We start from the raw sequence: 13,427 nt of genomic DNA, 5'->3' as shown, positions 1-13,427 counted from the left end.
GGTACGTTTCGCTCGCGTGAGCAAAACCAGCTCTAAGTATGATCCCGCGCTTGTCTGTCGATTTCAGATCATGTTCGATCGATCGGTGGCCTTCGCGCCGCCAACCTATCCTACCTGTTGACATGTGGAGGCGACGATGAGGTCGAGTTGTCCCCAGACCTCTACGTAGCTCTAAGTGTCGACATATACATATCGGCCTGTTGCTCGATCTTCGAGACAGAGGGCTGGTTGATCTTGAGGGTCGAGGCAAGCTCTGCCTGGGTTTGCCAGCCGCACGGCGCAGATCGCCGAGGCTCTAGACCTCCGTCCTTAACTCTTCGAAACGTGCAGCGACACGCTCCCGACGCTCCTCAGGGAGGGCTGCGATCACGTCAAGCCTGCGTTCCATCACTTCCTCTCCTTCTTGTTCGCCGCCGCCCGGCGGTGAGATGCTCTTGATGGCATTTGTCCAATGGCGTGTTGATTGGTGGCCCGGAACGGGAAGTCGCATCTGGCCATTGCCATCGCCCGAGCGCTCATCCGCGACAGCGGGCGCGGCTACTTCGACGGAACAACGGACCGCACTGCTCGATCCTCTCACACATCGTTGCGAGATCATCGAAATCGGACATGAATCCTGGCGCTCCAAGAACCGCGCCTGATCAACTCATCGCCCAAGACGATCCGCGCTCGCCGGGCTTCGCAACCCGGACCAGCTCCGCCCGGCGAGCGCTAAACGCGATGCGCTGCCGCCAATTTTTACCGAGATATTCGCTGCGGCCAAACAAGAGGGACATCTTCTCAAAAAAAGGCAAAACTGGGCTCATTATCGATGTAGCACCGCCAAAGTGCTCTACTGGGTGCATTTGCAGAGCGCGATTGACGAGTATCTGGGAGGGTTTTGCGCCGAGCTGGGACGGTCCGTGCAGTCCAAAATGCGTTCATAGGAAATATGATCACTTGGCGAAAACGGCTGTTTGACCCGAATCTTTCTTTCAGTGGCTGAGCGGAGTCAGATTGGTCGATGTCTGCATCGTCATGGGTGTTGCAATCAACGATGCCCAAAATGGCGAGCAGCATCTGGCGGTCAAAGCCCTCAAGGGATTTGGCGGCCGAATCCTTGCGGTGGTCGACGACTTAGACGGGGATACTTATCGCGCCGTCCATGCCGTCGCTTCGCTGGTGTGATCTGCATCTTTGCTTCCAGAAGAAGGGCAGGGACACGCCCAAGTGCGAAGTAGATCTCGTTACAGGGATTGAAGGTGGCTGAGACGCACGATCGCGAAAAGTATGGCAAAGGAACACAGTCATGACTGAAGAATCACCGGCGAAATGACCAGCGGCAACGTGTTTGCGGATTTGGGCTTTGATAATTCCGAAGAGGAATTGCCGAAAGCCAAGCTCGCCCGTGAGATCCGCGCCATCATTCTGCGTCGGCGCCTCACTCAAGCGGAATCGGCTCAATTGCTTGTTATGAAACAGCTCGACATATCCGCCGTAGTCACGGGGCGAACAGACAAGTTCTCTATAGATCGCCCGGTGCGCTGCCTCGATCGACGCTATAATAAGGTGGACGTTGTGGCGCGCCACAAGCCGCGCAAATCGGCACGAGTGGCCGCACAAGCAGCCTAATCATTGGCGCAAGCGTGGGGTCCAGCTCTCGACAAGATCGTCTTCCTCGGGGATTTCCATCTCCTCGTCCTCCTGGCCTATTTCGGTTGCTACGAGGATCATGAGTGCCGAGCTGCCCTTTGCGCCCCAGTTTTACTCCACGAAGCGGTTCGCTTCGCAGCGGCACGGATGACCTTATCCGGACGACGATGGCTCTTCCGATTCTTAAGTCCAAATGCTCTCTGGCGGGAGAATCTCGAACGGAACAATCCGCTGTTCGATTAGCCGTGTGTCCGTGCGTTCGATCATTCGCAGCATTACGTCGATGAGTTCTTCAGGAATCCTGTCGACGGGATGGCACAAGGAAGCAGTAATCAAGCCTTCGCTCAATCCCTTGCGTGTCTCGGGCCCGATGTCGCGGCAGACGATCCGGATTTTGCACTGCTGCTCCGCAGCGAGCTCGCGCATAGCACGCAGAACGCCGGAAATGCCGCCGCCATTGACGAAGATGCCGCGGAGCTCCGGCTCCTCCGCTATCAGCCTGCGAACGACTGCATAGGCGTTGTTCGGCGTCTCATGGGTCAGGAGGGTTTCGCTGACATGGAACTCGGGCGCGTGCTCGCGCATGTAGGAGCGAAAGCTCGCATCCGAGATGTCTTGGAACTGATAACGGTTGCTGCCGATGAGAGGAAAGACCTTGCCGGGCCGACCGGACGTCTGGCTGATAAACCATGCGGCGGTGCGGCCGGCCTTCCAGTTGTCGGTTCCCACAAAGCCGGCCCGGCTGGCGGCGGACAGGTCGGTGACGTAGGCGATCACCGGAACGCCCTTGACGCGCAACTCGTCAATCGCCTGGCCGACGAGCGGGTGATCGGCCGAGATCACCGCGATTGCATTGGCGCTTCCGCCTATCTTGAGCAGATTGGCAGCAACCGCTTCGGGGGAAGGGTCGTCCTCGAACAGCACGTCTGGCTCAATAACCGCATCTGTGCGTCGCGCGCAGGCACTGAGAAGCGCCTCGGCCCAGATCTGACAGAGCGGCCGGTCCGATTGCTGCATGAGAAAGCTCAAGCGCCGATGCGGAAGATTGTCCCGCCTGCGTTCGTGCAGCGGCCCCGAACTGCGGAAGCCGATCTGCTGCGCTGCGCTCAGGATGAGGTCGGCCGTCTGCGGTCGCAGTGTGCCAGTTCCGTGCAAGAGCCTATTGACCGTGGAAACACTTACGCCCGCAGCTTTCGCCAGATCGGCGATCGTTGGCCTGTTCATTAGCTAGCCGCCTACATATGCATTTCGTGAATGACAGTGAAATCTCCGCGCCGCCTGACGCCAATCGGCAAGATTGTTCGCCCGCGGCCGCCCGTTTTCCTCGAGCCACGCGCGCAGCGGCTGTGCGATCCGGAGCCGCGCGGCGCGCTGCAACGCGAAGGCGCCAATCTGGCTGACCTCAACGGACAGCGCTTTCGGGACCTCAACAACACTTTCGCCATTCTGATTCACTGGGATGGCCTTGCCCCGGCGCTTGATGCGGTCGCGCGTATCGTTCGTGACGGCAGCCGCCCTTTCCAATTCGACGGCACATGAGATCGACTTTGCTGAATTATCCTGCTCGATTGTCTTCCGGCGGTCGAGCAGATCCATTTCGTCAAACATCGACACTGAGGCTGTGACGATCGCCATTAAGGCGGCACGCGCATTCACGGACGCACGAGATGCCAGATCGAGGCGCTTATCAGGATCCTTTGATTGGGCCGAGGCAGGCCAGGGAAGGGATATCCGCAACATCGCGCGCCGCAGGCGCCTGCGCCCGTGCCGGCTTACGCAGGCGCCGGCGTCGATTGCCGATGAGGTCGTCATTCGTCGCTTCAATGATGCCGATGGTGCGGCCGTGCTGGTTATGGACGTGCATGGACGATCCTCCAGATAAGGGCAGGCTCGGGCATCAACCGCCTCTCGTCGAAACCACAACCACGCTTTTTCGTGGCGGTACGCTCCACGAACAATCCGACCGGGACCAAGGATAACAACCGCAGCCTGCTCGCCATGGTGCTGAACTCCCCTACCAAACGGCACCACGCGAACGGCGAAGATCATCAAGGTCGATGGTATGGAACAGCCCTTCGAAACGGCATCGAAGGCGCCTACCCTAGTCGTGCTGAACACCACAAACAGAAGGAACGATCTATGGAAGAGATTGCCACCGTCGGCCTGGATCTGGGCGCTCACGTCATTTCATGGGGCGGCCACCGGTGCCTCTTTGCAGGATCGGAATTGCTCCCATCCCGTTGCGCGAAGATTACACTCGACGCAGGTCCCGCAACCGAAGCCCCAGCTATGTCTATGCTCGCGATCTCCGCTATAGCAGGTGTGGCTTCCCTCGCAGATGAGCTTCACCAGCGCCTCGCCGCCCAGCCAATCCGCCAGCGCCCAGGTCTGCGCCTTGTCGCGCCGTATGAGGGGTGTGTGAATGACAAAACGCGTCTCCATTCCAAGGTTCAGGGCGAGTTGCATTGCTTTGATTGCGTCATCCCGACAGTCCGGGTAGCCGGAACAGTCCGCCTCGGACACGCCGATCACGAGGTGTTCCGCGCCCATCCGGTAAGCTATCGCGGCCGCAAAGCCGAGGAACAGAAGGTTGCGGCCAGGCACGAAGGTATTTGTTAGACCGTTCGCGTTCAGTGCGACCTCGACGTCACGCGTGAGCGCGGTATCGCTGATTTGGCCGAGCACGGCCATGTCAATCATGTGGTCCTCGCCTAGTCGCCCACGCCAGACCGGAAAGTCTGTTCGAAGGCGCCCGAGCAGGTAGGGCCTCACATCGAGCTCGATCCGATGCCGCTGCCCATAGTCGAAGCCGATTGTCTCGACGCGCTCGAAGTTCTCCAGCGCCCAGGCCAGGCAGGTTGTCGAATCCTGGCCGCCGGAGAAAAGGACGAGTGCGGTTCCCGGATCTCGTTGCATCGGGTCAACCCTCGTATTCAGCCCAGCACAGCGGTGTCTCATAGACTGTTACCGAGCACATTTGGCCAAGAAGCGGCTTGGTTTGGTTCCAGATCCAGACCGCAATGTTTTCCGCTGTCGGATTGTCGAGACCCTCAATCTCATTCAGATACTGATGGTCGAGGCGTTGTAGAAGCGGTCCGAACACAGCCTCGACATCGAATAAATCGATGACAAAGCCCGTGTCTGGATCGACGGGCCCTTCCAGACGCAGTTCCACACGGTAAGAGTGGCCATGCACGCGGTGACAGCGATGTGTCTTTGGCACGCGCGGAAGACAGTGCGCTGCCTCGAAGGTGAAAGCTTGCGTAATTTTCATGGGATCCCGAGAAGTTTGTGGGTTTGCAGGCTCAGGCGCCAACGTGGGTTGGCAAGACAATAGGCCACTGCGGCGGCCGTATTCGCCTCGCGCTCGGGCCCATCCATCGGCTGAAGCAAAAGGTGCTCAAACGCGAGAACTTCGAAATGTTCCGGCTCCGCGCCAATCTGAGGATATACAAGCTTTAGCTCGTCCCCTGCCATGACCACGAGGCGTGCATTGCATTTCGGACTGACGCACAGCCAGTCGATGCCGGCGGGTGTGGGAATGGTCCCGTTGGTCTCCACGGCAATTTCAAACGCCAAGGAATGCAGCGCTTCCAGGAGTTCTTCATCGATCTGAAGGAGCGGTTCTCCTCCGGTGAGCACGACGAGACGCTGCCCAGTTCCTGACCCGCGCCACGCTTGCTCGACCGCCAACGCAAGCTCCCGTGCGGTGGCAAAATGTCCGCCACCGGGGCCATCTACCCCAACGAAATCGGTGTCGCAGAATCCGCAGAATGCTGTCGTCCGGTCGCCTTCACGTCCCGACCAAAGGTTACAGCCGGCGAAACGACAAAATACGGCGGCCCGCCCGGCATTTCGTCCTTCGCCTTGAAGGGTGTAGAAAATTTCCTTAACCGCATATGGCATTGCAAGGGAGCGCCTCTGCTGGCTTACGAGACGGGGCAAAAGCTGGGAAATGTCCCACTGCACGTTTTGCAGCGCGTTCCACCGTTGAGGCTCGTTAGCGAAAACCCACTCGCCACGTCGCTCATGGCGATGATGCCTTGACGAGGACGAGGCGTGAGAATCCTGGCGTCTCCTCGAAAGCCTGCCTCACAGCACGGAAGAACTCGCTCATCAGCCGCAAGCCGCGATCCAGGATGAGGCGGTCGAGCGATGAGTATGTCGTGTGCGGCGGCAGGGCGCCGAGAAAATCCGCCATGTCCTGATCGGTGATCTGAAGGGCTTCATCGATGGTCTTGCCGACGATGAATTCGGTAACCGGCGAGGAAGCGGTTATGTCCGAGCCGCGGCCGAAGGTCTGGAACGTTGCGGCGGAGATCGTCTGCGTCTTACGGTCGAAAGCCATCGTCAATTTAAGCCCATCGCCGTAGGCGACGGCGCCGACCTTGCCGGCCGCTTTGGGGATGTCCAAAGCGCCGACATTGTTCGGGTTGATGAAATACACCTTGTCGCTGATGAGGTAGACGTTGTCGGTGTCACCCCGCATGGCTCCGATCCTTGTCGTTATGGCGGCTAGCCGAAGGACTTGCCGCAGGCGCATTTGTCCCGCGCATTGGGATTGTCGAAGACAAAGCCCGAGGACTCCAGGTCCGTGACAAAGTCAACGGTCGTGCCGGCGAGATGGGGCTGGGAGTTTGCGTCGACGAACACCTTGACCCCGTCCGTCTCCATGATGGCATCGCCCTCCCGCGAGACGCTTTCCAGACCCATCAGGTATTTGAGGCCGGCGCAGCCGCCCGCCTCGACCATGATACGAAAGCCTTCCGCCGGCTCGTCGGCGCGGGAAAGCGCGGCCTTGACGGCGGCGACGGCGTTTTCAGTGAGTGTGATCATGGGGCTATTTTCTTGCTGATGCATTCGCAAGCCACGCTGCACAGAACGTGCCAGAGAGATAAATTCAATTGGGATAATTGTTTAGCGGATTTGGCGCCCTGTCTGACATCCAACAATTGTCGGATGTCGGACAGAGTGAAACCTGCGTACAGAAGCGGCATTGGACACATCGCTGGTGCGTCGCCTCATCTGGTTTTTTCGATCAAATGGGATGTTGAGGGCGCCATGGGCGGCAACTCTTTCGTCGTGCAATTCTTCGCATTCTGGGATCGCGACAGATAATGCAGGGCGTGCGTTCGACCCGCACTCTTGCGTTACGTCGCCTCGACCGAAAAAAAGTCTGTCACACATCTTAGGAACGGCCGGATTCGCCCGATGCCCGCTCGGTCGTTTGGGCGAACAACCTCGCGCCTCGTGCTCTGCCAGGAGGCCGTCATTGACAAGAGCAGCGATACGACCGCGACCCCGGTACTTGTGCTGCGCCTGGCGGCACATGACGGCTTCAAGGGCGCGCTCGTTTCGATCGACGCCATCGCCACCAATGCCGCCATTGCTGCCACCATCAGGGGTGCCGGCGCCGACTTCCTGCTCGCGGTCAAGGCCAACCAGCCGAGACTCAGAGCTGAGATCGAGCGCTATTTCGACGACGCTCCCGCCGATTGCCTCGACAGCTTCGTCGATCTCAACGAGGCCCATGGCCGCATCGAGGAGCACCGTCACCGTCAGCCGCGAGGTCATCTGGCTCGAAGGCCAGCGCCACTTCCCCGGCGAACTGCGCCTGCCAGACGCCGCAACCATCGTGCGCGTCAACTCACGCACCGGACAAAAAATAGGAGCCGCTTCGACACGCGATACTTAATTGCCTCTGCCGCGCTGACAGCCGAACGGCCGCTTACGCCGGATGGCCACTGGCTGATCGAAAATGCTCTGCACTGAACACTCGACGTCGCCATCACTGATGGTCAGTCGCGGCTCAGAAAGGGCCACGGCGCCCTCAACCACAAGGATTCCTTCGCTGAGACGCAAAAGGCCGGTTGGAGCACCGACTACCTCGCCTCAATCCTCGACGAGCTTCACCGCTAACCTGGATTCGCAGCCTTGCGGAGCCCTGGCCTGCTGGGCGCCTCGCCCGCGAGATCATGCGTCAGCGCAACGTCTTGACGAACGAGCGCGTGCGTCACGTCAACCGCATCAAAGGCCTGCTGTTCGCCCAGGGCGTGTCCGGCTATGAGCCGCTGCGCCGCGACCGGCGCAAACGACTGGCGGCGCTCAAGACCGGCGACGGCCGACCCTTGCCGGCACATCTGCAGGCTCAGGTCGGCCGGGAACTCGACAGGCTCGAACTGTTGCTGGAGCAGATCAAGGCTGTCGAGGCCGCGTGCGATGCCATGCTTGCTGCCGTGCCGGTCATCTCGCCGGCACCGGCGATGCTGCTCGACCTGAAGGGCATCGGGCCGTGGTCGGAGGAGCTGTCGCGTGACTTCGACAACCGACGACAGGTTGCCGCCTATGCGGGCCTCGCGCCGACACCCTGGCAGAGCGGCTCGGTCGATCACGACCAGACGGTATCGAAAGTCGGCGATGTGGGTAAAGTTCCACGCGAGGCCGGAGAGGTGGCGCGCGATGGTCGCAACCGAGCGGGCAGCGGATCCGTGCCTGCGTTCGCCTGCGGCAGTTCCTGAGGGACAGGCCCTGATTGTGCCGGAACACGCGGTGCCAGCCGACCCATTTCCACGACCAGGTCGACGAGGTCGGCGATGTCGGGCAGATCGCGATCGAGCGGTCGGCGTCCGAGAGATCGTCTTTGGAGGCTCTGGCGTCGGCTGACCGGAATTCATGAGACACCCGATTTTCAACGGTTTACGGATTCACAATTGTGAGACTGATTCGGAGATGGTGAGACTGAGGCGCAATCTGGAGCGGAATTGATGAGACCACCTTGCGTTCACCTTGAAGCTGCATCTTGGGATGACCAACAGCATGATTTTGCCATGCTCGCCGTACGTCCGGTAAGGCAAGCTTACCGGACGTAAAACGACGTCGACAAGTGCGGCGGTTTGCTCGCATTTGCGTTGCCAGAAGCGCCGTTATGAATCATGCTGTCAACGATGATTCTCCGCCCCAAACCGTCCCCGCGCCACGGAGTCCAGCCGCTTGGCGCCGCGCCGATCAGGCCCTTGGCGCCCGTGCCGGCCTGGCTGCGCAGGGCGGCCGAGGCAGCGCAAACCGTTGAAGATGCTGCGATTGCATCCGGTGCCGCGATCGGCGCGCTCGATGCGGTCGTGCGCCGGCAGGAGCGGTGGGCCGGCGCCTGGCGGCAGCGGCTGGCGCTTTCGGCGGCCGCGGCAACGGCGAAGCAGGCCGGCCGCGTCGAGGATGAAAGCGCGCTGCGCGACGCCGTGCTGCTCACACGACCGGGCGACAATGTCGGGCCCGCCGGCCTTTTGCTCCTCGCCTGGCGCCGGCTGGCGGCGCGTCCCGCGGAGGACCTGCTGACGGAGAAAAGCCTCGCCTTGGTGTTGGAGGAGTTCGGCTACGCCTGCGACAGTGAAGCGGTCACAGATCTGGTTGGCGAACTCGGTCAGTTGTCTGCGGCAGGGGGGCGTTGTCGAGATGCTGACCAGCGCTTTCGCGAGCGCGGAACGCCTTGGCTTCGGGCGCAATTTGGGTTCATGGCTCGCCGACGTCCTACTCGCACAGAGGCTGGGATGGCCGCACGCGGTGCCGCTTGTGGGTGCGCAACCTGGATCGGGCGGAAGCACGAGCGGCGTGCGAGCGAGGACAACCAGGGTGGCGGAAAGGGACCAGGCGCCGGGCAGGGAGAGGGTGGCTCAGGCGCGCGCCGCGCTGCGAGCCATCGATCTTTTCGTGGAGTTCGAGCGCCGGGCGGACCGGCTGCTTGCCGTCGCGCCAAAACTCAGGGCCAAGGCCGCGGACGCCGTTGTCGAAAAGCTCCTCTCCGACGACGCGATCGTCGCGTCGGAAAAGATCGTAGGCATGAGTGACCGTGGGCTGCGCCGCCTGTTCGACCGTCTGGTCGAACTCGGTGCCGTCCGCGAGTTGTCCGGCCGCTCGACCTTCCGCATCTACGGGCTTTGAGAGCAATGGTAGAGGCGGTACGCACAAGAAGAGGCAAAGGGCGGTCAGATGACGGTCGATCAGGCGACCGCCTGTTTGATCGGGAACTGGATCATCTACCGCCGGAGGTGCGTTTGCGGGAATGGATGCATCGGGTCGAGGCGACAATTTTTGCGGCCAGCGAACCGGTCGGTCGCGAGACCCTGGCGCGGATCGTCGGCAAGAGCTGCAGCATCGATCTCCTCATCGACGATATCCGCGAGGAACTCCGCGGCCGGCCCTATGATCTGGTCGCCGTCGCCGGCGGCTGGAAGCATCTGACGCGGCCGGCCTATGCCGACGCCATCCGCACCGCCGTCGGCGCCAGCGAGCGCAAGATAGACCTCTCGCAGTCGGAGGTACTCGTGCTGTTGACGATCGCCTACTTCCAGCCAATCACCCGCGCCGAGCTGTCCTCCTTCTTTGGCAAGGAAATCAGCCGCGACCTGATCGGCAATGTGCGCGGCTTCGGCCTGATCGCCTCAGACCCACGCAGCCCGACCCCAGGCGCGCCATACACCTACGTTACGACCAAAGCATTCCTGCTGCAGTTCGGGTTCGACACACTGCGCGACCTCCCCGACATCGAAGCGCTCGAGGATGCAGGTCTGCTGTCGAAGGAGAAGCTGCTGGCGGGCGACATCATGCCGGGGTTTTCCAATGACGGGGAGGATGCAGGCGTCGCCGGTGATGAATAGCATGCTGTTCGCCAAGGATGGGCGGGATTCTATCCACGCAGGATCGCAAAATCAAGTGGTGCTTCGTTCTGATCCCACCGTCAGTGGCGCGCGAATAGGCCTCGAGCAGAGCCGCAAGGGTAGCGCCGGTCGGGGGTGATCGCCCAGACCTCGGCGATCCTTGATGCTTCTCCATGAAATCCGCGAAGTGCGCGCGATCAACCGATCATGGCCGCCTGCAGCCAGGACGAGTTGACGCCGCCGGGCAACAGCATCGTCCTCATCTGCCGTCAACCAGCCGGCAGGCTTGTCCGCGAGCCATTCGAGGCAGCGGATACGCGAGAACGTTGACAGATTTGTTCAACGTCCTCGCCGATGGGACACCGGCAACGATAGGCGCGCGTAGCAGGCGCGAAGTCAGGTCGCCGATCGTCGTCGATGCCTTGGCCTTCTCCACCTTGCAGATATCGTCGATCGACCGTTCCAGCCGTCGTGCCGACGCTTTGACGGACACCTTCGATGCCCTGCGCAGACCGAAGGCGCATCGGGCGCAGAAGTGCTGCGGCATCAGTTCGGTCTGGTCGAAGGATGCAATCCCGCTTCGACAGGCGGGACATCGATCACGCAGACCGCAACCATGCACGAAGCACGAGATCCGCGTCGCCAGCCGCCAGTCGCAGCGAAAGTACGGAGCGTCATCGCCGGCGAAACACAGAGGGCAGTACTGCATCCAGGTCGAACGGTTCCGCCCGGCTTTCTCGCGCAACGGCAGCAGGAGCGGAGTCAGAACCCGGCCTTCCATCGTCATTGCCGACAACGTTTCCGTCGCAACATCCGCCTGTTGTTGGAGCACGGTTGCGACACCATGCGGTAGCCTGTGGTCGAGGCAGGCCGACCACATCCCCTCGCCGAGCCCAAGGACGCCGGCGAACCATCGCGGCGCGACACCGTTCGCGATCGCGAGGCGGTGGAGCCAGCTCGACAGCAATTCATCGGGCTGTGGGTCAATGGCCATCGGCCACCGATCCCGAACAACGTCCCGGTATCGCTCCCGGACCTCGATCGCAACGCCCGAACCGGCCCTTTGGCCGCTGCTCATAGCAGGGCGTCGCGGAGCCGTGCCTGGCGACGCTTCGAGACCGGGATGTAGCGCTGCTCGTCGATTGCTGCCTTCGTGATCCGCTCTGTACCGGATCTTGCCGCCGTGATTGTCGCCGCCGTGACGATGGCGATGATCTCGCCGATCAGTGCTTCGGAGAGTTGGAAGATTGTTCGCGCCAGGGGTTCATCGGACAGATCGGAACCACAGGCGAGCGGCATGGCCCCTTCGAGGCTGTCGAGGAGCGTCAGAAACTCCTCGCCATATTGCCATCGCGGCACTGCGTGCAGGTCGAACCGGCTCGCCATTTCGCTGGTCGCGTTGATGAAGTCGAAGACAGCGACTTCGCCGATCAGGACCGGCGAGATATCGTACTGACGGCCGATCCGTCTTAGGAACGCAAAGACCGCCTCCGCATCGCGAGTCCGGCCTCGCAGAGCATTGTGGAATTCGCCGAAGATCAGGACTCTCGGCCTCAGACTGTCGAGCAGATGATCGAGTTGCTCGGCCTTACGACCGACATCCCGGCCGTTGCCAATCGGCGCTCGCAATGCGTGCAAGATGCTTCCATAGAAATGGGTGAGACCGGCACCCCTCGTGCGTTTGAACCACCCATACCCGCTGCTGCTCGGCGGTTTTCAGATGTTCGACGGCAAACCGTTCCGCGATCATCGTCTTGCCGTTGGCGTAGGGCCCGAGAAGCATTAGGCCGCGGGTCCGCAACGCCGGCGGCCGGGACAGCAACTCGGCAAGGCGTTCATGCGCTTGGACTGCCACCTGATGTCCGATCCATCGCGGCGCCTGGATATAGGCGATCCGCTCTTCCATGCTGCGGTCAAGAACCGGGCGAACGTGGTCGAGCAGATGATCCGCCATGTCACCAATCCTCGACCGGCAGGCGGCGTTTCTGACGCACGGGATGATCGGCAGGGGCTGGCGTCGCCGGACGCATCGCATCATAGGGTTTGGGCGCTTCGGCCGCGTGGGTTCGGCGCACGGCATTGCGCAGATCGACTTTAGAAGGTTTTTGCCCCCCAGCGATCTCCGCGATCCGCCGGCGGAGCGTCACCTTCTCCACTTCCGATCGCGCGTTCGTAGCACGTCGGTGCGTGCGATCACCATCGTGCTCCCATAACGTCGTCGGCGAGAGCGCACCATCGCGCCTCTCGACAGCCCGAAACCCTCTGGTCTCCGGATCCCGGACGTAGATGTGGCTAATATCGCGGGGATCGTATCGCACCTCGACCCTCCCCAGCCGGTCTCGCTGCGGAACCAGGCCGCCCAGCCACGGTGAAAAATAGTCCAACGCGAACATGCTGACGCCCTGCGGCGAGATGCGCCTCTCCGTCCCAGGCATGAATGCCAGCAAGACCCCTAACCGGCCACTTCCTTTCTGCCGGCGCGATTGCGCTTGCTGAGACTGAAATCGAGGAAATGGCGCAGCTTTTGAAACCGCGTCGTGAGCCACAGCCAAAATCTCGGCGCGAAAAAGCAGTCCGCGGGAGGGAAAATCGCCGGAAAAAGAGAAGGTAACTAATCACCTTGTTGGCGCCGCCGCCGACAGGGCTAGGTGCCTGGTCGCCATCGCGACACCGGTCCCTTGGAAGAGGAAGCGATAGCAACTTCCCAGGACGGATAATCGCCCAAGCTGGCATTGATGAGGCCATTCTAGGCTTTTGGCTTGCCGATTGGCGACGCGAATTGCCGACATACCTTATTTGGCACCTGGAACGTCCGACTTTGCAGGCGCTATCAGGCTTCGGAGGAACTCTTGCATCCAGATCGGTAGGGACGAAAAACCGTCGACCAGATCCCCCGGATCGCTGCGCCGTGCTTGGACCGTCAAATAGTCGTCGCAGAGTCGCGGCTGTACGACGACGCTCTTCATCCTGGTCAAGCACATCCTGAAGCCAGTGCAGGGCCGTCAACAAGCGGCAATTTGCGTTTTCGCCTCCTCGCGGGCCGGAGCGCGTCTGGCAGGCAGACCCGCAATGCGAGTCCGTGGACATGCCCGAAATCTGGAACAATTTTTTAGACTGTTAACAGGCCTTGTCAGAACGATGCTA

12 protein-coding genes and 4 pseudogenes are annotated in these 13,427 nt (G+C 61.1%); 6 read left to right on the top strand and 10 right to left on the bottom strand.

Annotation, left to right across the window (positions count from 1 at the left end):
- Nucleotides 1–996: 996 nt before the first annotated feature.
- The gene (locus AC1RZR_RS34550; protein WP_481829200.1) at nt 997–1,167 is read left to right on the top strand and encodes a hypothetical protein; all 171 of its coding nucleotides are present in this window, start codon (nt 997–999) and stop codon (nt 1,165–1,167) included.
- Between the two features lie 144 nt (nt 1,168–1,311).
- On the top strand, nt 1,312–1,611 hold the full coding sequence (locus AC1RZR_RS34545; protein WP_481829199.1) for a helix-turn-helix domain-containing protein: 300 nt from the start codon (nt 1,312–1,314) through the stop codon (nt 1,609–1,611).
- 204 nt (nt 1,612–1,815) lie between these two features.
- Here the strand turns inward: AC1RZR_RS34545 and AC1RZR_RS34540 are convergent, their stop codons facing one another.
- The 7 genes from AC1RZR_RS34540 to AC1RZR_RS34510 all read right to left on the bottom strand — a co-directional run bounded on the left by AC1RZR_RS34540 (nt 1,816) and on the right by AC1RZR_RS34510 (nt 6,468).
- Entirely contained in the window at nt 1,816–2,856 is a 1,041-nt protein-coding gene (locus AC1RZR_RS34540; RefSeq protein WP_481829198.1) for a LacI family DNA-binding transcriptional regulator, read from the bottom strand.
- Between the two features lie 3 nt (nt 2,857–2,859).
- Nucleotides 2,860–3,813: a hypothetical protein gene (locus AC1RZR_RS34535; RefSeq protein WP_481829197.1), complete on the bottom strand. Its 954-nt coding sequence runs from the start codon at nt 3,811–3,813 to the stop codon at nt 2,860–2,862.
- Between the two features lie 6 nt (nt 3,814–3,819).
- Nucleotides 3,820–4,548: a 7-cyano-7-deazaguanine synthase QueC gene (gene queC, locus AC1RZR_RS34530; RefSeq protein ID WP_481829196.1), complete on the bottom strand. Its 729-nt coding sequence runs from the start codon at nt 4,546–4,548 to the stop codon at nt 3,820–3,822.
- A gap of 4 nt (nt 4,549–4,552) precedes the next feature.
- Nucleotides 4,553–4,906: a 6-carboxytetrahydropterin synthase QueD gene (queD, locus tag AC1RZR_RS34525; protein WP_481829195.1), complete on the bottom strand. Its 354-nt coding sequence runs from the start codon at nt 4,904–4,906 to the stop codon at nt 4,553–4,555.
- A complete protein-coding gene (queE, locus tag AC1RZR_RS34520) occupies nt 4,903–5,538 on the bottom strand; it encodes a 7-carboxy-7-deazaguanine synthase (RefSeq protein WP_481829194.1) in 636 nt (211 codons plus the stop codon). Before queE ends, queD begins: the two co-directional genes overlap by 4 nt.
- A gap of 121 nt (nt 5,539–5,659) precedes the next feature.
- Nucleotides 5,660–6,121, bottom strand: coding sequence for an iron-sulfur cluster assembly scaffold protein (locus tag AC1RZR_RS34515; RefSeq protein WP_481829193.1), 462 nt, complete (start codon nt 6,119–6,121; stop codon nt 5,660–5,662).
- Nucleotides 6,122–6,147: 26 nt separating this feature from the next.
- Nucleotides 6,148–6,468 (bottom strand): HesB/IscA family protein, encoded by a 321-nt coding sequence (locus tag AC1RZR_RS34510; protein ID WP_481829192.1) that lies wholly within the window; start codon nt 6,466–6,468, stop codon nt 6,148–6,150.
- A 375-nt stretch (nt 6,469–6,843) separates the two neighbouring features.
- Between AC1RZR_RS34510 and AC1RZR_RS34505 the strand changes: the two genes are divergently transcribed.
- The 4 genes and pseudogenes from AC1RZR_RS34505 to scpB all read left to right on the top strand — a co-directional run bounded on the left by AC1RZR_RS34505 (nt 6,844) and on the right by scpB (nt 10,283).
- The gene (locus AC1RZR_RS34505) at nt 6,844–7,404 is read left to right on the top strand and encodes an ISAs1 family transposase (protein ID WP_481829191.1); all 561 of its coding nucleotides are present in this window, start codon (nt 6,844–6,846) and stop codon (nt 7,402–7,404) included.
- A 170-nt stretch (nt 7,405–7,574) separates the two neighbouring features.
- Nucleotides 7,575–8,051 (top strand): annotated as a pseudogene (locus AC1RZR_RS34500) (transposase); the annotation flags it as partial.
- A 525-nt stretch (nt 8,052–8,576) separates the two neighbouring features.
- Nucleotides 8,577–9,567 (top strand): annotated as a pseudogene (locus AC1RZR_RS34495) (DUF1403 family protein).
- Between the two features lie 5 nt (nt 9,568–9,572).
- Nucleotides 9,573–10,283 (top strand): SMC-Scp complex subunit ScpB, encoded by a 711-nt coding sequence (gene scpB / locus AC1RZR_RS34490; protein ID WP_481829190.1) that lies wholly within the window; start codon nt 9,573–9,575, stop codon nt 10,281–10,283.
- Nucleotides 10,284–10,542: 259 nt separating this feature from the next.
- Here scpB and AC1RZR_RS34485 read toward each other — a convergent pair whose 3' ends face one another.
- The 3 genes and pseudogenes from AC1RZR_RS34485 to AC1RZR_RS34475 all read right to left on the bottom strand — a co-directional run.
- The gene (locus AC1RZR_RS34485; RefSeq protein ID WP_481829189.1) at nt 10,543–11,277 is read right to left on the bottom strand and encodes a TniQ family protein; all 735 of its coding nucleotides are present in this window, start codon (nt 11,275–11,277) and stop codon (nt 10,543–10,545) included.
- 80 nt (nt 11,278–11,357) lie between these two features.
- Nucleotides 11,358–12,237 (bottom strand): annotated as a pseudogene (locus AC1RZR_RS34480) (TniB family NTP-binding protein).
- A gap of 1 nt (nt 12,238) precedes the next feature.
- Nucleotides 12,239–12,733 (bottom strand): annotated as a pseudogene (locus tag AC1RZR_RS34475) (Mu transposase C-terminal domain-containing protein); the annotation flags it as partial.
- Nucleotides 12,734–13,427: the final 694 nt, after the last annotated feature.

Source organism: Mesorhizobium bavaricum, assembly GCF_056781655.1.
Note: the sequence above shows the minus strand (reverse complement) of the source record. Positions and strands in the feature narration are given on the sequence as shown.

Bases quoted from the DNA above. Each gene is read 5' to 3' on its own strand.
- queD (WP_481829195.1), bottom strand. From the start codon at position 4,906: ATGAAAATTACGCAAGCTTTCACCTTCGAGGCAGCGCACTGTCTTCCG.
- AC1RZR_RS34515 (WP_481829193.1), bottom strand. From the start codon at position 6,121: ATGCGGGGTGACACCGACAACGTCTACCTCATCAGCGACAAGGTGTAT.
- AC1RZR_RS34505 (WP_481829191.1), top strand. From the start codon at position 6,844: ATGCCCGCTCGGTCGTTTGGGCGAACAACCTCGCGCCTCGTGCTCTGC.
- AC1RZR_RS34510 (WP_481829192.1), bottom strand. From the start codon at position 6,468: ATGATCACACTCACTGAAAACGCCGTCGCCGCCGTCAAGGCCGCGCTT.
- AC1RZR_RS34485 (WP_481829189.1), bottom strand. From the start codon at position 11,277: ATGGCCATTGACCCACAGCCCGATGAATTGCTGTCGAGCTGGCTCCAC.
- AC1RZR_RS34545 (WP_481829199.1), top strand. From the start codon at position 1,312: ATGACCAGCGGCAACGTGTTTGCGGATTTGGGCTTTGATAATTCCGAA.
- queC (WP_481829196.1), bottom strand. From the start codon at position 4,548: ATGCAACGAGATCCGGGAACCGCACTCGTCCTTTTCTCCGGCGGCCAG.
- scpB (WP_481829190.1), top strand. From the start codon at position 9,573: ATGGTAGAGGCGGTACGCACAAGAAGAGGCAAAGGGCGGTCAGATGAC.
- AC1RZR_RS34540 (WP_481829198.1), bottom strand. From the start codon at position 2,856: ATGAACAGGCCAACGATCGCCGATCTGGCGAAAGCTGCGGGCGTAAGT.
- queE (WP_481829194.1), bottom strand. From the start codon at position 5,538: ATGCCATATGCGGTTAAGGAAATTTTCTACACCCTTCAAGGCGAAGGA.